Genomic DNA, 24,455 nt, shown 5'->3' with positions numbered 1-24,455 from the left:
AGAGTCCAATTCTGCAAGCGTGTTGGCGCAACCGGCGCCGGCACGGCCAGGCAACGAGGAAAACCATGCTGATCCCTTCCCCCAAATGGCTGCGCGGCGGCGATATCGCCGCCAGCGAGATCACGCCCCGTCACGTCTTCGAAGCGCGCCGCCGCGTGCTGGCGCTGGCCGCCGCCGGCGCCGCCAGGAGCACGCTGGCGCCGTGGTTTGCGCGCCAGGCCCTGGCGCAGGGGCAGCACGGCCACAAGCTGGCCGCCACACCCAACAACGCCTACATCATCACCGACAAGCGCACGCCCTTCGAGGATGTCACCACCTACAACAACTTCTACGAATTCGGCACCGACAAGTCCGACCCGGCGCGCAACGCCGGCACGCTGCGCCCGCGCCCGTGGCAGGTGTCGGTGGAAGGGCTGGTGAAGAAGCCCAAGGTCTATGACCTGGACGAGCTGATGAAGCTGGCGGCAATGGAAGAGCGCGTCTACCGCCTGCGCTGCGTGGAGGGCTGGTCGATGGTGATCCCGTGGGTCGGCTACCCGCTGGCCGAGCTGATCCGGCGCGTCGAGCCGCAGCCTGGTGCCAGGTACATCCAGTTCATCACGCTGGCCGACAAGAAGCAGATGCCCGGCGTCAGCAGCGGCGTGCTCGACTGGCCGTACAGCGAGGGCCTGCGCATGGACGAGGCCATGCACCCGCTGGCGCTGCTGACCTTCGGCCTGTATGGCGAGGCCCTGCCCAACCAGAATGGCGCGCCGGTGCGCATGGTGGTGCCGTGGAAGTATGGCTTCAAGAGCGCCAAGTCGATCGTGAAGATCCGCTTTGTCGACAAGCAGCCGCCCACCAGCTGGAACCTGGCCGCGCCACAGGAGTACGGCTTCTATTCGAACGTGAACCCGGACGTGGACCATCCGCGCTGGAGCCAGGCCACCGAGCGCCGCATCGGCGAGGAGCGCGGCAGCGGCTTTGGCGCGTTGTTCGCACCCAAGCGCAAGACCCTGCCGTTCAATGGCTACGGCCAGCAGGTCGCCTCGCTGTACCAGGGCATGGACCTGAAGAAGTTCTTCTGATGCAAGGCGAACACATGGCTACCTCATCCACCAGCGCCGCCGCCGTGGCGGCGCGCAAGCCGGTCGGCCTGGCCACGTTGTCGCCGCAGCGCGTGCGCGCGCTCAAGCTTGCGCTCTGGCTGCTGGCGCTGCTGCCGTTCGTACGGCTGCTGTACCTGGGTGCCACGGAACAGTTCGGCGCCAATCCGCTTGAATTCGTGACCCGCTCCACCGGCACCTGGACGCTGGTGATGTTGTGCCTGACGCTGACCATCACCCCGCTGCGCCGCCTCACTGGCTGGAACTGGCTGATCAAGCTGCGGCGCATGCTGGGCCTGTTTGCGTTCTTCTACGGCCTGCAGCACTTCCTGCTGTGGATCGGGGTGGATCGCGGTTTTGACCTCGCCTACATGATCAAGGACGTGTACAAGCGGCCCTTCATTACGGTCGGTTTCACTGCCTTCATGCTGATGATCCCGCTGGCGCTGACTTCGACTAACGGCATGGTGCGCTGGCTGGGCGGCAAGCGCTGGCAGGCGCTGCACAAGCTGGTCTATGCGATCGCCGTGCTGGCCATCCTGCACTACTGGTGGCACAAGGCGGGCAAGAACGACTTTGGCGAAGTGTCGATCTACGCCGCGGTGGTGTTCGTGCTGCTGGGGATGCGGCTGTGGTGGCGGCTGCGCAAGCCCGCGGGGGCGCGCCAGCCCGCCGCGTAGGCGGGCCGGGCGTTTTGGGATTCAGTCCTGCAGCAGGCGTTCGTCGCGGAACAGGTCCTCGACCAGTTCGCGCTCGCGCACCAGGTGCACCGTGGCGCCATCGACCATCACTTCGGCGGCACGCGGGCGGGTGTTGTAGTTGGAGCTCATGGTGAAGCCGTAGGCACCGGCCGACATCACTGCCAGCAGGTCGCCCGGCTGCACCGCCAGCGCGCGGTCGCGGCCCAGCCAGTCGCCCGATTCGCACACCGGGCCGACGATGTCGTAGGTCACCGCTTGCGCGTCGCGCCGCACCACCGGCTCGATGCGGTGGTAGGCCTCGTACATCGCCGGGCGTGCCAGGTCGTTCATGGCGGCATCGACGATGCAGAAGTTCTTGGCCGCGCCGGGCTTGAGGAACTCCACCTGCGTCAGCAGCACGCCGGCGTTGCCCACCAGCGAGCGGCCCGGCTCGAACAGCACCTCGCGGTGGCCGTGACCGCGCGCGGCCACGCGTTCCAGCAGCGTAGTGGCAAAGCCGGTGATGTCCGGCGGGGTTTCGTCGGTGTAGGTGATGCCCAGGCCGCCGCCAACGTCGATATGCTCCAGGCGGATGCCGTCGCGCTCCAGCGCCTCGACCACGTCCAGCACCTTGTCCAGCGCTTCAAGATAGGGCTCCACCTCAGTGATCTGCGAACCGATATGGCAGTCGATGCCGGTCACTTCCAGGTGCGGCAGCGCGGCCGCGGCGCGGTAGGTCGGCAGTACGTCCTCGAAGGCGATGCCGAACTTGTTGCCCTTCAGGCCGGTGGAGATATACGGGTGCGTCTTCGCATCAACGTCCGGATTGATGCGAAGCGACACGCGCGCACGCTTGCCCATGCGGCCGGCCATTTCGTTCAGGCGGTCCAGCTCGGGGATCGACTCGACATTGAAGCAGCGCACGTCGTGTGCCAGCGCCAGTTCCATTTCCGCCGCGCTCTTGCCCACGCCGGAGAACACCACCTTGCGCGGGTCGCCGCCGGCGGCCAGCACGCGCTTGAGCTCGCCGCCCGAGACGATGTCGAAGCCGGCACCGAGCTTGGCAAACACCTGCAGCACCGCCAGGTTGGAGTTTGCCTTCATGGCGTACTGGACCTGCGCCTTGCGGCCCTGGCAGGCGGCGGCGTAGGCCTGGTAGGCAGCGGTCAGCGCCGCGCGCGAGTACACATAGGTCGGCGTGCCGAATTCAGCGGCAATGCGCGCCAGCGGCACCTGCTCGACGGCAAGCGCGCCGTCCTGGCGATGGAAAAATGCGGTCATGGTTATCGGGTGGTGGGGGCGGCAGGGGGCGAGGCCGGTTGCGTGGCGGGGGCAGGGGTGGAAGGCGGGGCCGGCATGGCATCGGCGCGGCCCAGGCCCGGGTCCGTCACGGTCGGCGGGGTCGGCTCGGGTGGCACTTTGGGCATGGTCAGCGGCCCGCGGATGCCGCATCCGCCCAGTAGGGGCATCGCAAGGGCGGCGGCAAACGCCGATACAATCGCAACACGACGCAGCATCGGGTCGTCCTTTAGGCTGTTGGCAAGGCGTTGGATGGCCCGACGCGCAACGGCCGGGCATCCGAAGGATTCTTAACAAAAAAGCCGTTCGCGCCACGTACGCCCGGTCCGGGCAGCGGCGGCAACGGCGGTCTCGGAGTTTAGCATGCCCCCCTTGAGCGAAAGCGAGTTCCTGGCCCTGGCCACGCAGGAGCTGGACCGCATCGAAGCCACGGTCGAGGCGGCCGCCGACGCGGCCGACGCCGATATTGAGATCAGCCGTACCGGCAACGTGATGGAGCTGGAGTTCGAGAACGGCACCAAGATCATCATCAACAGCCAGGCGCCGATGCAGGAGCTGTGGGTGGCCGCGCGCGCCGGCGGCTTCCACTTCCGCCGCGACGGCGAGCGCTGGATCGACACCCGCAACGGCGGCGAGCTGTACGCGGCGCTGTCGGGCTACGTCAGCGAGCAGGCCGGCGCGGCCCTCACGCTGGGCTGACGCAAAGCCTGCCTCGCGGGCAAAAGAAAAGCCGGCCTCGTGGCCGGCTTTCTGCTGTCTGGCGGCCGTGATCAGGCGCCGCCGAACATCTCCAGGATCTTCTTCTTCTCGGCCTCGGTGTCGGCCGGCGCGGTGGCCGATTCCTCCTGCTTGCCCGGCCACGGATCGCCCAGGCCCACCGAAGCCACGCCGGCGCCGCCGGCGTTCTCTTCGAAGGTCCAGTCGCCGCCCACCATCAGCACGCCTTCCGGCGCAGGGCGCTCGGGCGACTCCGGCACGCCCTTGAGCGCCTTGCTCATGTAGCCCACCCAGATCGGCAGGGCCAGGCCGCCACCGGTTTCGCGCACGCCCAGGCTCTTGGGCTGGTCGTAGCCCATCCAGGCGATCGCCACCAGGTTGGGCGTGTAGCCGGCGAACCAGGCATCGACCGCGTCGTTGGTGGTGCCGGTCTTGCCCGCCAGGTCGTTGCGGCCCAGGCGCTGCTTGGCGCTGTTGGCGGTGCCCATGCGCACCACGTCGCGCAGCATGGTGTCGGCGATAAAGGCGGTGCGTGCGTCCAGCACCCGCACCGCGTCGCTGCCGGCGCGCTGCGGCTGGGTTTCGGAGATCACGTTGCCGCGCGCGTCCACCACCTTCTGGATCAGGTACGGGTTGACGCGGTAGCCGCCGTTGGCGAACACCGAGTACGCGCCCGCCATCTGCAGCGGCGTCACGGCGCCCGAACCCAGCGCCATCGGCAGGTAGGCCGGGTGCTTGTCCGCCTCGAAGCCGAAGCGCGTGATGTAGTCCTGCGCGTACTGCGTGCCGATCGCGCGCAGGATCCGCACCGAGACCAGGTTCTTGGACTTGGCCAGCGCGCGGCGCATGGTCATCGGGCCCTCGAAGCGGCCGTCATAGTTCTTCGGTTCCCACACCTGGCCGCCGGTATCGGGGCCGATCGTCAGCGGCGCGTCGTTGATCACCGTGGCCGGCGAGAAGCCCTTTTCCAGCGCGGCCGAGTAGATGAACGGCTTGAAGCTGGAACCCGGCTGGCGCCAGGCCTGGGTCACGTGATTGAACTTGTTGCGGTTGAAGTCGAAGCCGCCCACCATCGAACGGATCTCGCCGTCCTGCGGGTTGATCGACACGAACGCCGCGGCCACTTCCGGCAGCTGGGTCACCGACCAGTCGCGTTTCTCGTCCTGGGTCACGCGGATGACCGCGCCGGGGCGCATCTTCATCTTGGGTTGCGCGTTGGACGACAGCGACGGCGAGATAAAGCGCAGCGCCGGGCCTTCGATGGTTGCCACTTCGCCGGATAGCAGCGTCGCCTTCACCTGCCTGGCCGACACGCTGGTGACCACGGCCGAGCGCAGGTCGCCGCTGCCGGGGTGCTCGACCAGCGCATCGTCGATGGCCTGCTCGCGCTCGGCCGGGTCAGAGGGCAGGTCGATAAAGGCTTCGGGGCCGCGGTAGCCGTGCTTGCGCTCGTAGTTCATGATGCCGGAGCGCACGGACTCATAGGCGGCGTCCTGGTCCGGCTTGGTCAGCGTGGTGTAGACCGTCAGGCCGCGCGTGTAGGTTTCTTCGCGGTACTGCGCGTACATCAGCTGGCGCACGATCTCGGCGACGTACTCGGCGTGGGTGGAGAACTCGTTGCCCTCGGTGCGCACCTTCAGCTCGGCATGCACCGCCTGCTCGTACTGGTCGGGCGTGATATAGCCCAGGTCGCGCATGCGCTGCAGGATGTACTCCTGGCGCACCTTGGCGCGGCGCGGGTTGACCACCGGGTTGTACGCCGACGGCGCCTTGGGCAGGCCGGCCAGCATGGCGGCCTCGGCCGGCGTCACGTCGCGCACCGACTTGCCGAAATACACGCGCGCGGCGCTGTCGAAGCCATAGGCGCGCTGGCCCAGGTAGATCTGGTTCATGTACAGCTCGAGGATCTGGTCCTTGCTCAGATTGGCCTCGATCTTGTACGCCAGCAGCATCTCGTAGATCTTGCGCGTGTAGGTCTTCTCGCTGGACAGGAAGAAGTTGCGCGCCACCTGCATGGTGATGGTGGAGGCGCCCTGCGACAGCCCGCCGCGCAGGTTGGCCAGCCCGGCGCGCAGCACGCCGACGAAGTCGACGCCGCCGTGCTCGTAGAAGCGGTCGTCCTCGATCGCCAGAACCGCCTTTTTCATCACGTCCGGAATCTCGGCGATGGGCACGAAGTTGCGCCGCTCTTCGCCGAATTCGCCGATCAGCACATTGTCCGCGGTGTAGATGCGTAGCGGGATCTTGGGCCGGTAGTCGGTGATGGTGTCCAGCGATGGCAGGTTGGGCGCAGCCACCAGCAGCGCGTAGCCAAACAGCAGCGCGATCACGACGGCTCCGGCGACAACCAGTCCGACCGCCCCGAACATGAGCCGCGCCCAGATCGAGCGGCGGGCAGGGTGGGACTTGTGTTGTGCGGTGGCCATAAGGGAAATACCTAGTCAGGGGTGCCCGGGATTATATCTTCCGGCATAGGCCCGTCCGGGCGTACAGTGGTGCGGGCGCCGCTATCGCGCTGTTACAAGATGTAATGTGGCGAATGCTGGCATGCACGGCGACGTTGCATGCAGCTAAAGGCGTACGGGCGGGCGCACAAGCGCGCCCGGAAGGGAACCCGACGACCGTGGGGTTTTGGCAACGGATTGGCGAGGGGCTTCTCAAAAAGAACTCGGCGCCAGTTCGGCACATTGCCACCGATGCTGGATTTTGTGAGAATCGACCAACATAAAAGAGCAAACGTTTCATTCAAGAAACAAGGCTCGCCCGATTAGAGCGTTCAAGCCAGGGGCGAGTTCAAAAGTCAGGGGGTCACCTTGCGTCGGGGCATTTTGTCGGGGCTTCTACGCCGGACTACGGTCGGTGTGGATATCGGGTCGTCCAGTGTCAAGGTAGTCGAGCTGTCCGTAGGGGGCAGCAGGCAAGATTACCGGCTGGAAAAATGCGCCAGCGAACTGCTGGACCGCAACGCCGTTGCCGATGGCAACGTCATCAATATCGAGGCCGTCGGGATCGCGCTCAAACGCGCGCTGGGCAAGGCCGGCATCCGTTCGAAGGACGTGGTGCTGGGCGTGCCGTCCATGCTGACGGAGTCACAGACGGTCAGCCTGCCGGACAACCTGTCCGAAGACGAGCTGTATTCCCAGGTCGAATCCGAGGCGCACCGGCTTTATCCGCCGTCGCAGGCGGTCAACTTCGACTTCGCCGTGATCGGCCCCAGCGAGACCGAAGGCGGTATCGGCGTGCGCGTCACGGCGGCCAACAGCGACCGCGTGCAGGAGCGCGTGACCGCGGCCGAGATGGCCGGGCTCAAGCCCCAGGTCATGGATGTCGAGGAATACGCGGTGCAGCGCTCGATCGTACAGATGCTGGGCGTGCCGCATGAGATGCCCGAGGCCGATGCGCGCGCGCTGCCGGTGGTGGCGGTGATCCACCTGGGCGGCAGCCGTTCCAAGGCAATCTTCTACCAGGGCTGGAAAGAACTCTACGAGCAGCCGCTGAACAGCTACGGCGATCAGCTCACGCAGAGTGCGGCGCGCATGTTCACCCTCGACGCGCTCAAGGCCGAGATCAAGAAACGCAAGAACACGCTGCCTGAAGCCTGGCGCGCGCAGCTGCTCAAGCCGTCGCTGGATGCACTGGCGATGGAAGTACAGTCCGCGGTCGGCAACTTCATCGCCAGTTCCAGCCTGGGCCGGGTCGACGAGATCCTGCTCTCGGGCGGGCATGCGTCGCTGCTCGGCGTGCAATCGGCGATCCAGCACCAGACCAAGATCACCACCACGCTGGCGAACCCGTTCGCCAACATGGCGACCAACGCCAAGGTCAACGAGCGCTACCTGCAGCGCGACCTGCCGGCGTATATCGTCAGTGCCGGCCTGGCCCTGCGCGGCCTGCAATAACGCACCGGAGGCATCAGATGTCTACGAACACACTGCCTTCGGTCAACCTGCTGCCTTACCACGAAGCCCGCAAGGCAGCACGCCGCAAGAAGGTCTATACGATGCTGGCCGGCGCCGCAGTGGCTGGCGCTGCCGTGGTGCTGCTGGGTGGCTACTATATCGACGGGCGCATCGCTTCGGTGGTCGCGCTCAACCAGGTATTGAGCGCTGAGAACGCCAAGCTGGACGGGCAGATCCGCGAGGTCAACAGCCTGAAGAAGGACATCGACGCGCTGCTGCAGCGCCAGAAGGCCGTTGAAAGCCTGCAGACCGAGCGCAACCGCCCGGTGCAGCTGCTTGAGGAACTGGTGCGGCAGGTGCCAGAAGGCGTCTACCTGACCAGCCTGAAGCAGACCGGCGAGGCCTTCACCATCGCGGGCGTGGCGCAGTCCAACGAGCGCATTTCCGAGCTGCTGCGCAACCTGAGCGGGGTGGCCTGGCTGGACAAGGCCGAGCTGGTCGAATCCAAGGCCGTCACCATGACCAACAACCTGCGCGAGCAGCGCCGGTTGTTCGAGTTCTCGATGCGCTTCACGTATCGCGCGCCGGAAGCGGCGGCCGACGGCAAGAAGGCCGTGCCGGGCGCCTCCGCACCCGCAGCCGCCCCAGTTCCCGCACCCGCAGCCGGAAAGGCCTGACCATGGCGCTCAATACTGAAATCAACCTGGCCGACCTGACCGGCCAGTTCCGCGGGCTCAACCTGAGCGAACCGGAGACGTGGCCGGCCGCGCCGCGCGTGCTGTTCGCGGTGCTGGCCGCGGCCGTGGTGCTGCTGCTGGGCTGGCAGTTCTACTGGAGCGCCAGGTTCGACGAACTCGACCGCCAGCGCCAGGAGCAGGAAAGCCTGAAGCAGGCGTACCAGTCCAAGGTGGCGCAGGTGGCCAACCTGGACGCGCTGCGCGAGCAGAAGAAGCAGGTGGAGCAGCGCGTGGCGCTGCTGGAGCGGCAGCTGCCCAACAAGGCCGAAATGGATGCACTGCTGGCCGACGTCAACCACGCCGGCGTCGCACGCGGGCTGCAGTTCGAGCTGTTCAAGCCGCAGGGGGCGGTGATCAAGCCCTACTTCGCCGAGATCCCGGTGAACCTGCGCGTGACCGGGCGCTACCACGAGGTGGCGCAGTTCAATGCCGACGTGGCGGCACTGTCGCGGATCGTCTCGATGCAGAACCTGCAGCTGGCCAATACCAAGGATGGCGGGATGTCGATGGAGGCGGTGGCGATGGCCTACCGCGCGCTCGACCCGGACGAGCAGGCCGCGCAGCGCAAGGCCGCGGCAACCGCTGCGGCAGCCAAGGCAGGAGGTGCCAAATGAGCCGCACCGCGCGTACCCGCAGCCTCGCCTGGACCACGGCGCCACGCACGTTCGCGGCGGCGGCGCTGGCCGTCGGCCTGCTGGGAGCCTGCGGCGCCAGCGATGAAGACGCCTTGCGCCAGTGGATGGATGCCACCCGCAGCGCGCGCGCCAAGCCGCCCGAGCCGCTGCCCGACGCCCGGCCCTATGTGCCGCGCGAGTACGCCGCGGCCAAGGCGCCCGAGCCGTTCGCGCAGGCCAAGATCGGCGAGCTGAACAAGACGCTGGCGGATTCGCCCGAAGCCGGGCGGCGCCGCGAGCCGCTGGAGGACTACCCGCTCGAGAACTTCAAGATGCTCGGGATGATGATGAAGCACGGGGAGACCTTCGGCATCGTGCGGGTTGATAACAAGATCCACCATGTCAAGGTGGGTCAGTATCTCGGCCAGAGCTATGGCCGGGTGGTCCGCATCACCGATCAGGAGATCGTGCTGCGCGAATTGGTCCGGGAGGGGGTATCAGAGTGGAAAGAGAAAATGACCAGCCTGAAGCTGGAGGTGGCGGCATGACCCTTACGCGCTGGTACCGTGCGCTTGCGGGCGCCGCAAAGACAACGATGGCGCTGGCGCTGTTGCTGGTGATTGCCGCGCCGGCCGCGCTGGCACAGAGCAACCGGATCAAGGCGGTTGACGTCAGCATGGTCGGGGAGCAGACCGTGTTCACGATCGAGCTCGAACGGCCGCTGGCGCAGAAGCCGGCGGATTTCACCACGCAGAACCCGGCACGGCTCGCGATCGATTTCTTCGATACCGGCTTTGCCAACCGGCGCGCGCAGTACGACTACGGCGGCAAGCTGGTCAAGTCCGCCAACGTGGTGCAGATCGGCGACCGTACCCGCGTGATCCTCGACCTCACGCGCAACGCCACCTATCGCACCGACCAGCGCGGCAACTACTTCGTGGTGGCGCTGGATAACGTGGCGCCGGCGCTCAAAAACGCCGCGCCCACGTTTGCGCCGGCGGCGACGGCGACGCCTGCAGCCGCTGCGGCGCGGCCGTCGGTGCGCAATGTCGACTTCCGCCGCGGTGCCGATGGCGCCGGGCGCGTGGTGGTGGACCTGTCCTCGCGCGATTCGGGCATCAATATCGCGCAGCAGGGCAAGAACGTCGTGGTCGATTTCCTCGGCACCACGCTGCCAGACAACCTGCGGCGTCGCTTCGACGTCAGCGACTTCGGCACGCCGGTGCAGGGCATGCATGCCTCGGACGCCAACGGCAACGCGCGCCTGACGATCGAGCCGCGCGGCAACTGGGAATACAGCTCGTACCAGACCGATACCCAGTTCGTGGTAGAGGTGCGCCCGGTCAAGGAAGACCCGACCAAGCTGATCAGTGGCCCGGGCTACCGCGGCGAGCGCCTGTCGCTGAACTTCCAGAACATCGACATCCGCTCGCTGCTGCAGGTGTTCGCCGATTTCACCAACCTGAACATCATCACCAGCGAAAGCGTGCAGGGCAACATCACGTTGCGCCTGAAGGACGTGCCGTGGGACCAGGCGCTGCAGATCGTGATGGATGCCAAGGGCCTGGCCTCGCGCCGCAACGGCAATGTGCTGTGGGTAGCGCCCAAGGCGGAGCTGCAGACCAAGGAGAAGCTGGAGCTGGAGTCGCAGCAGCAGATCAGTGACCTGGAGCCGATCCGCAGCCAGGTGTTCCAGCTCAACTACCAGCGTGCCGAAGACGTGCGCAAGATGCTGCTGGGCCTGGGGGCGGGCGGCGGTGCTGCTGCGGCGGCGCCCATTGGCGTGGCAGGGGCGGCGGGCGCCAGCACGCGCATGCTGTCCAAGCGCGGTTCGCTGACGGCCGATGCGCGCACCAACCAGCTCTTCGTCTCGGATATCGCCACCAAGCTGGAGGAGGTGCAGAACTTCATCGGCAAGATCGACATCCCGGTGCGCCAGGTGATCATCGAGGCGCGTATCGTCGAGGCCACCGATACCTTCAGCCGCAACCTGGGCGTGAAGCTGGGCTTTGCCGGGCAGTACAACAACGCCAAGGTCGGCAACACCTACAACAACGTGCTGCCGGGCTCCACCTCGGACAACGGCCCGTTCCTGAGCCTGCCGGCAGGCGCCATCAACGGCACCAACCCGGCCAATATCGCGGTGAGCCTGTTCAACAGCGCCGCCACGCGTTTCCTGGCGCTGGAGCTGTCGGCACTGGAAGCGGACGGCAAGGGCAAGATCATCTCCAGCCCGCGCGTGGTCACGGCCAACAACATCAAGGCGCTGATCGAGCAGGGTACCGAGCTGCCGTACCAGGCGGCGACCTCCAGTGGCGCGACCTCGGTGCAGTTCCGCAAGGCCAACCTGAAGCTGGAAGTGACGCCGCAGATCACGCCCGAAGGCAATGTGCTGCTCGATGTGGACGTGAACAAGGACAGCGTGGGCATCCAGACCACCTCGGGCTTTGCCATCGACACCAAGCACGTGCAGACCCAGGTGCTGGTGGAGAACGGCGGCACGGTGGTGATCGGCGGCATCTACACCCAGACCGAGTCCAACGACACCGACAAGGTGCCGCTGCTGGGCGATATCCCGGTGCTGGGCAACCTGTTCAAGAGCAACGCCAAGGTGCGCAACCGCACCGAGCTGCTGGTGTTCCTGACCCCGCGCATCCTGAACGAGAGCGTGTCGCTCAGGTAGGGACATGGCGTCCGGAGGCGCCGGATACAGTAGACTGGCAGGCCGCATCGAGGGATGCGGCCTTTTTTTGCGCGTCGCGGGAGGCCCGGAGGCGGCCCTGGGACGAGCCAGCCATGTGGGCCATGCCGCATTCGCCACTTGCCGGCCGCGCCACAACATAAGAAGATGATGCAGTTCCCAACCGGGGAGGACGGCCCACATGCCACGCTCCCGAACGACAGTCCAGTGACAGCCTCAGCGACAGGCCCGGCGGCACAGCGCCAGGCCCAGGATCGGCGCGACGCCGATCGATCCGACTCCGAGCGACCGGAATCCGATCGACCCAACCTCTTTTTCGTCGGCCTGATGGGCGCCGGCAAGACCACCGTTGGCCGCACGGTGGCGCGGCGCCTGCACTATCCGTTTTTCGATTCCGACCATGAACTGGAAGCGCACTGCGGTGTGCGCATCCCGGTGATCTTCGAAGTCGAGGGCGAAGCCGGCTTCCGCGACCGCGAGGCCGCAATGATCCGCGAGCTGGCCGCGCGCCAGGGCATCGTGCTGGCCACCGGCGGCGGCGCCGTGCTGCGCGCCGAGAACCGCGAGGTGCTGAAGGCCCGCGGCACGGTCGTATACCTGCGCGCCAGCCCGCACGACCTGTGGCTGCGCACCCGCCACGACCGCAACCGCCCGCTGCTGCAGACCGAGGACCCCAAGGGCAAGCTCGAGGCGCTCTATGCCGAGCGCGACCCGCTTTACCGCGAGGTCGCGGACTTCATCATCGAAACCGGCAAGCCCTCGGTGGCGCAGCTTGCTAATATGGTGTTGATGCAACTTGAAATGGCCGGTTTCCCGATCGATCCCCCGCAGCCGGCCTCCGCGCCGCAGGAAGCGTCGGAGCCGCCGGCGCAGGACCCCAATCCATGATTACGCTTGAAGTCGACCTGGGCGAGCGCAGCTACCCCATCCATATCGGTACCGGCCTGCTGGACAACGCCGAACTGCTGCGCCCGCATGTGCGCGGCCAGCACGCCGTCATCGTCACCAACGAAACCGTCGGCCCGCTCTACGCGGCGCGCGTCGAGGCTGCGCTGGCCGCGCTCGGCAAGACCGTGCGCACCGTGACGCTGCCCGACGGCGAAGCCTTCAAGCACTGGGAAACGCTGAACCGGATCTTCGACGCGCTGCTGCAGGCCGGCGCCGACCGCAAGACCACGCTGGTCGCGCTGGGCGGCGGCGTGGTGGGCGACATGACCGGGTTTGCCGCCGCCTGCTACATGCGCGGCGTGCCCTTTATCCAGATGCCGACCACGCTGCTGGCGCAGGTGGATTCGTCGGTGGGCGGCAAGACCGGCATCAACCACCCGCTGGGCAAGAACATGATCGGCGCGTTCCACCAGCCCAACGCGGTGATCGCCGACATCGACACGCTGCGCACGCTGCCCCCGCGCGAGCTGGCCGCCGGCATGGCCGAGGTCATCAAGCACGGCGCGATCGCCGATGCCGAGTACTTCGGTTGGATCGAGCGCAACATCAAGCCGCTGAATGCCTGCGACCCGGACCTGATGGCGCTCGCCGTGCAGCGCTCCTGCGAGATCAAGGCCGGCGTAGTGGCCCAGGACGAGCGCGAGGGCGGCCTGCGCGCCATCCTCAATTTCGGCCACACCTTCGGCCATGCGATCGAGGCCGGCATGGGCTACGGCGCCTGGCTGCACGGCGAGGCCGTCGGCTGCGGCATGGTGATGGCCGCCGACCTGTCGCACCGGCTGGGCTTTATCGACACTGAAACCCGCGCCCGCATCCGCGAGCTGACGCAGGCCGCCAACCTGCCCGTGGTGGCGCCGGAACTCGGTGCCGACCGCTATATCGAATTGATGAAGGTCGACAAGAAGGCCGAGGCGGGCAGCATCAAGTTCATCCTGCTGAAGCAGCTCGGCGAAGCGTTCATCACCACCGTGCCGGACGCTGACCTGCGCGCCACGCTCGCGCACGCCGTGCTCAAACCTCCCACCGAGGCCCCGGTCGCCTGACCGATCGGTTATGCCTCGCCACCCCGCCCCAGCCACCGGACGCGCCGCATGACCGACTTTGAAAGCCATCTCGCCCCTTACGCCGCCCGCTCTGCGCAGACGCGCGGGCGGGTGCATGCCGAACCCGCATCGCTGTCGCGCAGCGAATTCCAGCGCGACCGCGACCGGGTCATCCACAGCACGGCGTTCCGGCGGCTCGAGTACAAGACCCAGGTCTTCGTCAACCATGAAGGGGACCTGTTCCGCACCCGGCTGACCCACAGCCTGGAGGTGGCGCAAATCGCCCGCTCGATCGCGCGCAACCTGCGCCTCAATGAAGACCTGGTCGAGGCGATCTCGCTGGCGCACGACCTGGGGCACACCCCCTTCGGCCACGCTGGGCAGGATGCGCTCAATACCTGCATGAAGAACCATGGCGGCTTCGAGCACAACCTGCAGAGCCTGCTGGTGGTGGACGAGCTGGAAGAGCGCTACGGCGGCTTCAACGGGCTGAACCTGACCTTCGAGACGCGCGAGGGCATCCTCAAGCATTGCTCGCGGGTCAATGCCTCGGCGCTGGGCGAGCTGGGCCGGCGCTTCCTGGAGGGCACGCAGCCGTCGCTGGAGGCGCAGCTGGCCAACTTGGCCGACGAGATCGCCTACAACAACCACGATATCGACGACGGCCTGCGCTCGGGGCTGCTGACGCTGGAGCAGCTGGACGAGGTGCCGATGTGGGCCCGCCACCGCGCCGAGGTGGCCGCTGTCTTCCCCGCCGTCAACGGCCGGCGCGCCATCAACGAGACGGTCCGGCGCATGATCAATACGCTGATCGTCGACCTGATCGAGACCACCAGCCGCAATATCGCCGCGGCCAACCCGCGCAATATCGACGCGGTGCGCGCCGCCGGCCCGCTGGTCGGCTTCAGCCCGCAGATGCATGAAGAAGCGGCCGAACTCAAGCGCTTCCTGTTCCGGCACCTGTACCGGCACTATCTGGTGATGCGCATGTCGGCCAAGGCGCAGCGCATTGTCGGTGACCTGTTCCAGGCCTTCATGTCCGACCCGCGCCTGCTGCCGCCGCAGTACCAGGCCAGCCATGGGGGCGACCAGTCGCGGCTGATTGCCCACTACATCGCGGGCATGACCGACCGCTACGCGATCCGCGAGCACCGCCGCATCTTCGCCGTCAGCGAAGGCAACTGACGGCCGCGTTCGGGCTGGCCCTCCGATCGGCGCGCCAGCCTGCCGCATAAGTGGGGACGGATCAGGCTATCATGCGGGCATCAATGCTCGCATGACCTGTCATGGCACGCCTTCCCCGCTTTTCCCCCGCCGGTCTTCCCGCCCTGGTGTTGCAGCGCGGCAACAACCGCCAGCCCGTGTTCCTGGGGCCGGACGACTACCTGCACTACCTCGACTGCCTGCGCATGGCCGCGCGCGAGCATGACCTTGCCATCCACGCCTACGCGCTGCGGCCCAACCACGTGCACCTGGTGGCCACGCCCAAGGAGGCAGACTCGCTGAGCCTGACCATGCAGGCGGTGGGGCGGCGCTATGCGCGCTACTTCAACCGGGTGGCCAGCCGCACCGGCACGCTGTGGGAAGGGCGCTTCCGTTCCGCGGTGTTCGACCCCGCCCGGTGGATGCTGCCGGCGATGCTCTATGTCGAGGGTAACGCGCTGCGCGCGGGCGAGGTGACCACCCCCGAGGCCGATCGCTGGAGCAGTTACCACCATCACGCCGGCATCGAGGCCAGCCCGTTTGTGAGCGACCACTCCGCGTACTGGGAGCTGGGCAATACGCCGTTCGAGCGGCAGTCGAACTACCGGATGCTGACCGCCGAGGGCCTGTCGGGCAAAACTCTGGAGACACTGCGCGGCCATGCCCATAGCGGCTGGCCGCTTGGCGACGAAGCGTTCCTGGCCCAATTGGAGCGGCATGCAACGCGGCGCGTGCAGCCGTTGCCGAAAGGACGCCCCAAAAAGGTGCAAGCCGCATCATCGAATGAGTCAGAATCGCCGCAAAATTAATATGTCCCTATTTAAATGGATCACGGAAATGGTGCGTAACTTAATGTGATCTGACCCCATTTAAAAATTTTGCGAGACGAACGCGATTCCCATATAGTTGCTCCACCCACAGTCATTGTGCGGCGCGTCACGCTCGTGTACGCCGCTGCGGCCCGCTGACAGCTTCGTCCCCATTTTCCGTCCCGCCGGTTTCCGGTTTGGGTGGAGGAATAAAGAAAACGAGAAAGCGCGCGGTCCCCGTTCCGGTACGCCCAGCCAGTTCGCGCAGCCTTCACCGGAATTCAGCCCGTGGACCAAACGAAAAATCTTTCGGCCCAAGCGCAGACCAGCGAGTCTTCCCACGCCATTGACCTGCGCCCGCAAGCGCAGGGCATGTACGATCCCAGCAACGAGCATGACGCCTGCGGCGTCGGCATGGTCGCGCACATCAAGGGCAAGAAGTCCCACGAGATCATCTCGCAGGGCCTGAAGATCCTGGAGAACCTGGACCACCGGGGTGCGGTCGGCGCCGATGCGCTGATGGGCGACGGTGCCGGTATCCTGATCCAGATCCCGGACCAGTTCTACCGCGACGAAATGGCCGCGCAGGGCGTGAGCCTGCCGCCCGCCGGCGAATACGGCGTGGGCATGATCTTCCTGCCGAAGGAACACGCCTCGCGCCTGGCCTGCGAGCAGGAACTGGAGCGCACGGTCCGCCTGGAAGGCCAGGTCGTGCTGGGCTGGCGCGACGTGCCGGTCGACGCCAAGATGCCGATGTCGCCGACGGTGCGCACCACCGAGCCGGTGATCCGCCAGATCTTCATCGGGCGCGGCCGCGACATCATGACCACGGACGCGCTGGAACGTAAGCTCTACGTTATCCGCAAGACCGCCAGCCACGCCATCCAGGCGCTCAAGCTCAAGCACGGCAAGGAATACTTCGTGCCGTCGATGTCGGCCCGTACCGTGGTGTACAAGGGCCTGCTGCTGGCCAACCAGGTCGGCGAGTACTACCTGGACCTGCTGGACCAGCGCGCCGTCTCGGCCCTGGCCCTGGTGCACCAGCGCTTCTCGACCAACACCTTCCCGGCCTGGGAACTGGCCCACCCGTACCGCATGGTCGCCCACAACGGCGAAATCAACACGGTCAAGGGCAACGTCAACTGGATCAACGCACGTACCGGCGCGATCTCGTCGCCGGTGCTGGGCGACGACCTGCCCAAGCTGTGGCCGCTGATCTACCCGGGCCAGTCCGACACCGCATCGTTCGACAACTGCCTCGAACTGCTGACGATGGCCGGCTACCCGCTCGTCCACGCGATGATGATGATGATCCCGGAAGCCTGGGAACAGCACACGCTGATGGACGACAACCGTCGCGCCTTCTACGAGTACCACGCCGCCATGATGGAGCCGTGGGACGGCCCGGCCGCGATCTGCTTCACCGATGGCCGCCAGATCGGCGCCACGCTGGACCGCAACGGCCTGCGCCCGGCACGTTTCTACGTGACCGAGGACGACATCGTGGTGCTGGCCTCGGAAGCCGGCGTGCTGCCGTTCCCGGAGTCGCGCATCGTTGAGAAGTGGCGCCTGCAGCCGGGCAAGATGTTCCTGATCGACATGGAACAGGGCCGCATCATCGACGACAAGGAACTCAAGGACAACCTGGCCAACGCCAAGCCGTACAAGAGCTGGATCGACGCCGTGCGCATCAAGCTCGACGAGCTCGACGCCAAGCCGGAAGACGTTGCCGCCGAGAAGAAGCCGGTGGCCAAGCTGCTGGACCGCCAGCAGGCCTTCGGCTACACCCAGGAAGACGTCAAGTTCCTGATGGCGCCGATGGCGCTGGCAGGTGAAGAAGCCACCGGCTCGATGGGCAATGACAGCCCGCTGGCGGTGCTGTCGTCCAAGAACAAGACGCTGTACCACTACTTCAAGCAGCTGTTCGCCCAGGTGACCAACCCGCCGATCGACCCGATCCGCGAGAACATGGTGATGTCGCTGGTGTCGTTCATCGGGCCGAAGCCGAACCTGCTGGAGCTGAACAACATCAACCCGCCGATGCGCCTCGAAGTGTCCCAGCCGGTGCTGGACTTCAAGGACATCGCCAAGATCCGCAACATCGAGCACTACACCGGCGGCAAGTTCCGTTCATACGAGCTGAACATCTGCTACCCAAAGACCTGGGGCAAGGAAGGCATTGAAGCCCGCCTGGCCTCGCTGTGCGCCGAAGCCGTGGATGCGGTGCGTTCGGGCTTCAACATCCTGATCGTGTCGGACCGCCGCGTGGATGCCGAGCATGTCGCGATTCCCGCGCTGCTGGCCACGTCCGCCATCCACCACCACCTGGTGGAGAAGGGCCTGCGCACGTCCACCGGCCTGGTGGTCGAAACCGGCACCGCCCGTGAAGTGCACCACTTCGCGCTGCTGGCCGGCTATGGCGCCGAAGCCGTGCATCCGTACCTGGCGATGGAAACGCTGGCCGAAATGGCTCAGGGCCTGTCCGGCGACCTGTCGCCCGAGAAGGCCGTCAAGAACTTCGTCAAGGCGATCGGCAAGGGCCTGTTCAAGGTGATGTCCAAGATGGGCATCTCCACGTACATGTCGTACACCGGCGCGCAGATCTTCGAAGCCATCGGCCTGTCGCGCGAACTGGTGCAGAAGTACTTCCATGGCACCCCGTCGAACGTCGAGGGCATCGGCATCTTCGAGGTGGCCGAGGAAGCCCTGCGCCTGCACCGCGACGCCTTTGGCGACAACCCGGTGCTGGAAAGCATGCTGGACGCCGGCGGCGAATACGCCTTCCGCATCCGCGGCGAAGAGCATATGTGGACCCCGGACTCGGTCGCCAAGCTGCAGCACTCGGTGCGCGCCGACGACGGCAAGGGCGCCTACCAGACGTACAAGGAATACGCCAACATCATCAACGACCAGAGCAAGCGCCACATGACGCTGCGCGGTCTGTTCGAGTTCAAGGTCGATCCGGCCAAGGCGATTCCGCTGGAAGAAGTGGAATCGGCCAAGGAGATCGTCAAGCGCTTCGCCACGGGTGCGATGTCGCTCGGCTCGATCTCGACCGAAGCCCACACCACGCTGGCGCTGGCGATGAACCGCATCGGCGGCAAGTCGAACACCGGCGAAGGCGGCGAGGACGAGAAGCGCTACCGCAACGAGCTGCGCGGCATTCCCATCAAGCAGGGCGATACCCTCAAGGGCCTGCTGGGCGACGGCGTGATCGAGAACGACCTGGAACTGCGCGACGGCGATTCGCTGCGCTCCAAGATCAAGCAGGTGGCGTCGGGCCGTTTCGGCGTGACCGCCGAATACCTGGCTTCGGCCGACCAGATCCAGATCAAGATGGCGCAGGGCGCGAAGCCCGGCGAAGGCGGTCAGCTGCCCGGCCACAAGGTCTCGGACTACATCGGCAAGCTGCGTTACTCGGTGCCGGGCGTGGGCCTGATCTCGCCGCCCCCGCACCATGACATCTACTCGATCGAGGATCTGGCACAGCTGATCCACGACCTGAAGAACGTCAACCCGTCGTCGGATATCTCGGTCAAGCTGGTGTCCGAAGTGGGCGTCGGCACTGTGGCCGCGGGCGTGTCCAAGGCCAAGGCCGACCACGTGGTGATCGCCGGCCATGACGGCGGCACCGGCGCCTCGCCGTGGTCGTCGATCAAGCACGCCGGTACGCCGTGGGAGCTGGGCCTGGCCGAAACGCAGCAGACCCTGCTGCTCAACGGCCTGCGCAACCGCATCCGAGTGCAGGCGGACGGCCAGATGAAGACCGGCCGCGACGTCGTCATCGGCGCGCTGCTGGGCGCTGATGAATTCGGCTTCGCCACTGCGCCGCTGGTTGCGGAAGGCTGCATCATGATGCGCAAGTGCCACCTGAACACCTGCCCGGTGGGCGTGGCCACGCAGGATCCGCAGCTGCGCAAGAAGTTCCAGGGCAAGCCGGAACACGTGGTCAACTTCTTCTTCTTCGTTGCAGAAGAGGCCCGCGAGATCATGGCCCAGCTGGGCATCCGCAAGTTCGACGAGCTGATCGGCCGCGCCGACCTGCTCGACACCAAGCCGGGCATTGAGCACTGGAAGGCACGCGGCCTGGACTTCAGCCGCATCTTCCACCAGGTGTCGCTGGGCGCGGACGTGCCGCTGTACCACACCGATGTGCAGGACCACGGCCTGTCGGCGGAAGCCGGCAAGGCGCTGGACCACGTGCTTATCGCCAAGGCGCGTCCGGCGATCGAGAAGGGCGAGCGCGTCTCCTTCATCCAGCCGGTGAAGAACGTCAACCGTACCGTCGGCGCGATGCTGTCCGGCGTGGTCGCCAAGCAGCATGGCCACGAAGGCCTGCCTGACGACACCATCCACATCCAGCTGCAAGGCACCGCCGGCCAGTCGTTCGGCGCGTTCCTGGCGCATGGCATCACGCTGGACCTGGTGGGCGACGGCAACGACTACGTCGGCAAGGGCCTGTCGGGCGGCCGCGTGATCGTGCGCGCCCCGCACGAGTTCCGCGGCGACCCGACCCGCAACATCATCGTCGGCAACACCGTACTGTACGGTGCCATCGCCGGTGAAGCGTTCTTCAATGGCGTGGCCGGCGAGCGCTTCGCGGTGCGCAACTCCGGCGCGGTTGCCGTGGTGGAAGGCACCGGCGACCACGGTTGCGAGTACATGACCGGCGGCACGGTGGTGGTGCTGGGCGGCACGGGCCGCAACTTCGCGGCCGGCATGTCGGGCGGCGTGGCCTACGTCTATGACGAGGACGGCCTGTTCGACAAGCGCTGCAACACCTCGATGGTGGCGCTGGAAGCGGTGCTGGCCTCGGCCGACCAGGAGAAGGGCCAGCCCCAGGCTTCGTGGCACAAGGTCGACGGCAAGCGCGTGCTGGATGAAGTCATCCTGCGCAACTTGATCGAGCAGCACTTCCGCTACACCGGTTCCGAGCGCGCCAAGGCGCTGCTGGCTGACTGGACCACGGCACGCCGCAAGTTCGTCAAGGTCTTCCCGACCGAGTACAAGCGCGCGCTGGGCGAGATGTACGCCAAGGAACAGGCCGCCCGCGACAGCGACCGCGAAGCCATCGCGGCCTGAGCGAGCGCAACGCAACGACGCAGAGGGGCCGCGGCAGCCGCCGCGGTCCTGACAAGATTCTGACCCCACCGCAGGGCCGGCGACGCCGCCGGTCCCGCGCAGCATGACCAAGGACGCAACATGGGTAAGGCGACTGGCTTTCTCGAATTTCCGCGCCAGAACGAAGGCTACGAAGCGGTAGTCAAGCGCGTGAAGCACTACAAGGAATTCGTGTTCGCGCTGTCCGACAGCGAAGCGAAGATCCAGGGTGCGCGCTGCATGGACTGCGGCATCCCGTTCTGCAACAACGGCTGCCCGGTCAACAACATCATTCCCGACTTCAACGACCTGGTGTACCGCCAGGACTGGAAGTCGGCGATCGAGGTGCTGCACCAGACCAACAACTTCCCCGAGTTCACCGGCCGCATCTGCCCCGCACCGTGCGAGGCCGCCTGCACGCTGGGTATCAATGAACTGCCGGTGGGCATCAAGTCGATCGAGCACGCCATCATCGACAAGGCCTGGGAAGAGGGCTGGGTCAAGCCGCAGCTGCCGCGCCACAAGACCGGCAAGACCGTGGCTGTGGTCGGCTCCGGCCCCGCCGGCTTGGCTGTCGCGCAGCAGCTGGCACGCGCCGGCCATGACGTGACCGTGTTCGAGAAGAACGACCGCATCGGCGGCCTGCTGCGCTACGGCATCCCCGACTTCAAGATGGAGAAGACGCTGATCGACCGCCGCATCGAGCAGATGCAGGCCGAAGGCGTGACCTTCCGCGCCGGCGTAATGGTGACCGACGGCGAACTGCCGGCCGGGATCAAGAACTACGCCCGTGAAACCATCTCGGCCCAGGCCCTGATGGACCAGTTTGACGCCGTGGTGCTGGCGGGCGGCTCGGAAGTGCCGCGCGACCTGCCGGTGCCGGGCCGCGACCTGGCCGGCATCCACTTCGCGCTGGAATTCCTGATCCCGCAGAACAAGGAAGTGGCCGGCGACGGCGAAAACGAGATCCGCGCCGAAGGCAAGAACGTGATCGTGATCGGTGGCGGCGATACCGGCTCCGACTGCGTGGGTACGTCCAACCGCCATGGCGCCACCTCGGTGACGCAGTTTGAACTGCTGCCGCAGCCGCCGGAAGAAGAGGACAAGCCGCTGGTGTGGCCGTACTGGCCGATCAAGCTGCGCACCTCGTCGTCGCACGATGAAGGCTGCGAGCGCGACTGGTCGGTCGCGACCAAGGAATTCATCGGCGAGAACGGCAAGGTCACCGCTCTGAAGGCCTGCCGCGTCGAATGGAAGGATGGCCGCATGCAGGAAGTCGAAGGCAGCGAGTTCATCCTGCCGGCCGACCTGGTGCTGCTGGCGATGGGCTTCACCAACCCGGTGGGCTCGATGCTGGAAGCGTTTGGCGTGGATACCGATGCGCGCAAGAACGCCAAGGCCTCGACCGAGGGCGAACGTGCTTACCACACCAACGTGCCCAAGGTGTTCGCCGCCGGCGATGTGCGCCGCGGCCAGTCGCTGGTGGTGTGGGCGATCCGCGAAGGCCGCCAGGCTGCGCGTTCGGTCGATGCCTTCCTGATGGGCCACACCGAACTGCCGCGCTGATTCACCCCGGCAAGAACAAAAAGCCCGCCTGGCGCAAGCCGGCGGGCTTTTTGTCGTCCTGGCGCCAGTGTGCTGATGGAGCGCTCAGTCGGCCAGCGTGCGCTCCATCAGCATCGCGCTGGCGCCGTAGCTGGCCAGCTTGGCCGCATGGGCGGCGGCTGTGTGCGCCGCCACCGGGGCGTACCCGAGCCTGCGCCACCACGGCGCGGCCGACTGCACCGCGATCAGCCGCGAATGCCGCAGCCCCGCCGCGCGCGCGGCCGCCAGTGCCGCCGCGTACAGGCGCGGCGCCAGGCCGGCGCCGCGTCCGGCGGGCGCCACCGCCATGTCGTGCACGAACCAGGTAGGGGCATCCGGCCCGGCGCCATGACGCCAGCCATCGTCGAGCACGCCGTCCAGCGGCGGCAGGGTGGCTTCGGGCCAGGCGTGGGTAAAGAGGTAGGCGGCGAGCGCGCCGGGATGCCCGGGATCGTCCGCGACCCAGCAGGTGGCGGGGGACAGCGCCAGCCGGCTTGCCAGCGCTGCCTGGCTCTCCAGCAGGACTTCGGTATAGCAGCTGGCTTGCACCGCCAGCACGGCCGGCAGGTCGGTGGTGACCATGGGCCGCAGGGTGTAAATCGTCATCGGCCGATTATAGCCGGCGAGGTCCGTGCGCCCTGGCCGCCATGGCGCGTTTGGCAAGGCCTGGCGGGGCCTTCAGGGTTCTCCCGGCTATGGTTTACGTGTCTGTGGTGGCCTGGGTAATGTCCTTACAATTTTCAAAAACAACTAACGGAAAACTGCCTCGCAAATCCTTTTTCCCCAGAACCAGCTTGCCGCCTCCTCAGGAGACCGGCCGGAGGAAATTGATGCCCGAAGTGCGCAAGTTGTCGCGGCTTTGGCGAGGTAAAGCAAAGTTGGCGCCGCGCCCCCCAATGGGCCCAGTCCGGCGCTGGCTCCAGCCTTTCCTGTGCCTGTATGCCCTGGGGTGTGCCACGCTGGCGCTGGCGGTGCCAGCCATGCCGGCGCATGCCGGGACCCAGCAGCTCGCCCGCAGCATGTCGTTCCCCGACCGCCCGATGCGTCTGATCGTGCCGTTCCCGGCCGGCGGCGTTGCCGATGCGGTGGCGCGCATGCTGGCCGAGCGTCTTTCCGCCCGGCTGGGCGTGCCGGTGGAGGTCGACAACCGGCCCGGCGCCGCCGGCACCATTGCCGGCGACGTGGTCGCCAAGGCCAGCTCCGATGGCCACACCCTGTTGTTGCACCAGGCCAATATGCTGATCCAGCCCGGACTGGAGCCGGTGCCGTACGACGTCGTGCGCGATTTCACGCCGGTGGCGCGCGTGGCCACCACGCCGCTGTTCCTGGTGATCGATGCCAGGCTGCCCATGCGCACGCCCGAGCAATGGATGACCGCGGTGAAGTCGAATCCCGGCTCCTACAGCTATGGCTACGGCCAATCGGGCAGCCCCTCCCACCTGTACGCCGAGTACGCCGTGCGCGGCATCCGCAGCGGCGTGCCGCTGGTCACCGCCAAGGGCGAAGCCGCCGTGGTCCAGGAAATGCTGGCCGGCCGCATCAGTGCCTGTTTCTGTTCGTTTGCCGCGGTCCAGGGCCAGGTCAGGAGCGGCGGGTTGCGCCTGGTCGGGGTGACGGGCGTGGCCCGCTCGCCGCTGGCGCCGCTGGTGCCGACCCTGCAGGAATCGGGGCTGGAAGGCTATGCCGCGGCCGCCTGGTTTGGCGTGATGGCGCCAGCCAAGACGCCGCGCGCGATCGTCGCCAGGCTGGCGGTCGAGCTCGACGCCGTCATGTCCGAGCGCGAGGTGCGTTCGCGCCTGCAGGCAGCGGGGGTCACGCCGCTGCGCGACTCGCCGGAGGCGTTCGCCACCGCGATCCGCTCGGAATCGATCCAATGGCAGGTGATCCTGAAGGACGTTGCGCCGACACAGGAGCCTTGAGCAGCAAAGGGGTGGACCGGTTTGGGAGGCTAGGGCAAGTCTGAGAGAGGGGGCATGTGGCGCGGGGCACACGGGCGCCAGCAGGGCTAGGTAGTACACCTTATAATGCGCGCCTGT

Annotated in this window: 18 protein-coding genes; 15 read left to right on the top strand and 3 right to left on the bottom strand. The window is 66.6% G+C overall.

The window, feature by feature from the left end:
• Nucleotides 1-65: 65 nt before the first annotated feature.
• Both msrP and msrQ read left to right on the top strand, forming a co-directional pair.
• Nucleotides 66-1,067 (top strand): protein-methionine-sulfoxide reductase catalytic subunit MsrP, encoded by a 1,002-nt coding sequence (gene msrP / locus CNE_RS16550; protein WP_013958230.1) that lies wholly within the window; start codon nt 66-68, stop codon nt 1,065-1,067.
• Nucleotides 1,067-1,765, top strand: coding sequence for a protein-methionine-sulfoxide reductase heme-binding subunit MsrQ (gene msrQ, locus CNE_RS16545; protein ID WP_013958229.1), 699 nt, complete (start codon nt 1,067-1,069; stop codon nt 1,763-1,765). Before msrP ends, msrQ begins: the two co-directional genes overlap by 1 nt.
• 21 nt (nt 1,766-1,786) lie before the next feature.
• On the opposite strand, the gene lysA is transcribed toward msrQ, so the two are convergent.
• Complete coding sequence (gene lysA / locus CNE_RS16540) at nt 1,787-3,046, bottom strand: diaminopimelate decarboxylase (RefSeq protein ID WP_041228208.1); 1,260 nt, start codon at nt 3,044-3,046, stop codon at nt 1,787-1,789.
• A 381-nt stretch (nt 3,047-3,427) separates the two neighbouring features.
• On the opposite strand from lysA, the gene cyaY reads away from it, so the two are divergent.
• Nucleotides 3,428-3,763 (top strand): iron donor protein CyaY, encoded by a 336-nt coding sequence (gene cyaY / locus CNE_RS16535; RefSeq protein ID WP_010812358.1) that lies wholly within the window; start codon nt 3,428-3,430, stop codon nt 3,761-3,763.
• Between the two features lie 71 nt (nt 3,764-3,834).
• Here the strand turns inward: cyaY and CNE_RS16530 are convergent, their stop codons facing one another.
• Complete coding sequence (locus tag CNE_RS16530; protein WP_013958227.1) at nt 3,835-6,207, bottom strand: penicillin-binding protein 1A; 2,373 nt, start codon at nt 6,205-6,207, stop codon at nt 3,835-3,837.
• Nucleotides 6,208-6,609: 402 nt separating this feature from the next.
• On the opposite strand from CNE_RS16530, the gene pilM reads away from it, so the two are divergent.
• The 11 genes from pilM (at nt 6,610) to CNE_RS16475 (ending at nt 22,401) form a co-directional block, all read left to right on the top strand.
• Nucleotides 6,610-7,680 carry a type IV pilus assembly protein PilM gene (pilM, locus tag CNE_RS16525; protein ID WP_035820419.1) on the top strand — a complete coding sequence of 357 codons (1,071 nt, stop codon included), beginning with the start codon at nt 6,610-6,612 and terminating at the stop codon, nt 7,678-7,680.
• 17 nt (nt 7,681-7,697) lie between these two features.
• Nucleotides 7,698-8,357 (top strand): PilN domain-containing protein, encoded by a 660-nt coding sequence (locus CNE_RS16520; RefSeq protein ID WP_013958225.1) that lies wholly within the window; start codon nt 7,698-7,700, stop codon nt 8,355-8,357.
• Between the two features lie 2 nt (nt 8,358-8,359).
• On the top strand, nt 8,360-9,031 hold the full coding sequence (locus CNE_RS16515; protein ID WP_013958224.1) for a type IV pilus inner membrane component PilO: 672 nt from the start codon (nt 8,360-8,362) through the stop codon (nt 9,029-9,031).
• On the top strand, nt 9,028-9,579 hold the full coding sequence (locus tag CNE_RS16510) for a pilus assembly protein PilP (RefSeq protein WP_013958223.1): 552 nt from the start codon (nt 9,028-9,030) through the stop codon (nt 9,577-9,579). The genes CNE_RS16515 and CNE_RS16510 overlap by 4 nt, the downstream gene beginning before the upstream one ends.
• Nucleotides 9,576-11,714, top strand: a complete 2,139-nt coding sequence (pilQ, locus tag CNE_RS16505) for a type IV pilus secretin PilQ (RefSeq protein WP_013958222.1) — start codon at nt 9,576-9,578, stop codon at nt 11,712-11,714. The genes CNE_RS16510 and pilQ overlap by 4 nt, the downstream gene beginning before the upstream one ends.
• A 345-nt stretch (nt 11,715-12,059) precedes the next feature.
• On the top strand, nt 12,060-12,620 hold the full coding sequence (locus CNE_RS16500) for a shikimate kinase (RefSeq protein ID WP_041228204.1): 561 nt from the start codon (nt 12,060-12,062) through the stop codon (nt 12,618-12,620).
• Complete coding sequence (gene aroB, locus CNE_RS16495; RefSeq protein ID WP_013958220.1) at nt 12,617-13,723, top strand: 3-dehydroquinate synthase; 1,107 nt, start codon at nt 12,617-12,619, stop codon at nt 13,721-13,723. Before CNE_RS16500 ends, aroB begins: the two co-directional genes overlap by 4 nt.
• A 48-nt stretch (nt 13,724-13,771) precedes the next feature.
• The gene (locus CNE_RS16490) at nt 13,772-14,908 is read left to right on the top strand and encodes a deoxyguanosinetriphosphate triphosphohydrolase (RefSeq protein ID WP_013958219.1); all 1,137 of its coding nucleotides are present in this window, start codon (nt 13,772-13,774) and stop codon (nt 14,906-14,908) included.
• A 101-nt stretch (nt 14,909-15,009) separates the two neighbouring features.
• Nucleotides 15,010-15,735, top strand: a complete 726-nt coding sequence (locus CNE_RS16485) for a transposase (RefSeq protein WP_013958218.1) — start codon at nt 15,010-15,012, stop codon at nt 15,733-15,735.
• A gap of 288 nt (nt 15,736-16,023) precedes the next feature.
• Nucleotides 16,024-20,817, top strand: coding sequence for a glutamate synthase-related protein (locus CNE_RS16480; RefSeq protein WP_013958217.1), 4,794 nt, complete (start codon nt 16,024-16,026; stop codon nt 20,815-20,817).
• A gap of 120 nt (nt 20,818-20,937) precedes the next feature.
• Nucleotides 20,938-22,401, top strand: a complete 1,464-nt coding sequence (locus CNE_RS16475; RefSeq protein ID WP_013958216.1) for a glutamate synthase subunit beta — start codon at nt 20,938-20,940, stop codon at nt 22,399-22,401.
• A gap of 84 nt (nt 22,402-22,485) precedes the next feature.
• Here the strand turns inward: CNE_RS16475 and CNE_RS16470 are convergent, their stop codons facing one another.
• The gene (locus tag CNE_RS16470) at nt 22,486-23,025 is read right to left on the bottom strand and encodes a GNAT family N-acetyltransferase (protein WP_013958215.1); all 540 of its coding nucleotides are present in this window, start codon (nt 23,023-23,025) and stop codon (nt 22,486-22,488) included.
• 290 nt (nt 23,026-23,315) lie between these two features.
• Here CNE_RS16470 and CNE_RS16465 point away from each other — a divergent pair, with 290 nt between their 5' ends.
• Nucleotides 23,316-24,338 carry a Bug family tripartite tricarboxylate transporter substrate binding protein gene (locus CNE_RS16465; protein ID WP_371827379.1) on the top strand — a complete coding sequence of 341 codons (1,023 nt, stop codon included), beginning with the start codon at nt 23,316-23,318 and terminating at the stop codon, nt 24,336-24,338.
• Nucleotides 24,339-24,455 lie beyond the last annotated feature (117 nt).

This window comes from Cupriavidus necator N-1 (assembly GCF_000219215.1).
In the GTDB taxonomy this organism is placed as follows: Bacteria; Pseudomonadota; Gammaproteobacteria; order Burkholderiales; family Burkholderiaceae; genus Cupriavidus; species Cupriavidus necator.
Note: the sequence above shows the minus strand (reverse complement) of the source record. Positions and strands in the feature narration are given on the sequence as shown.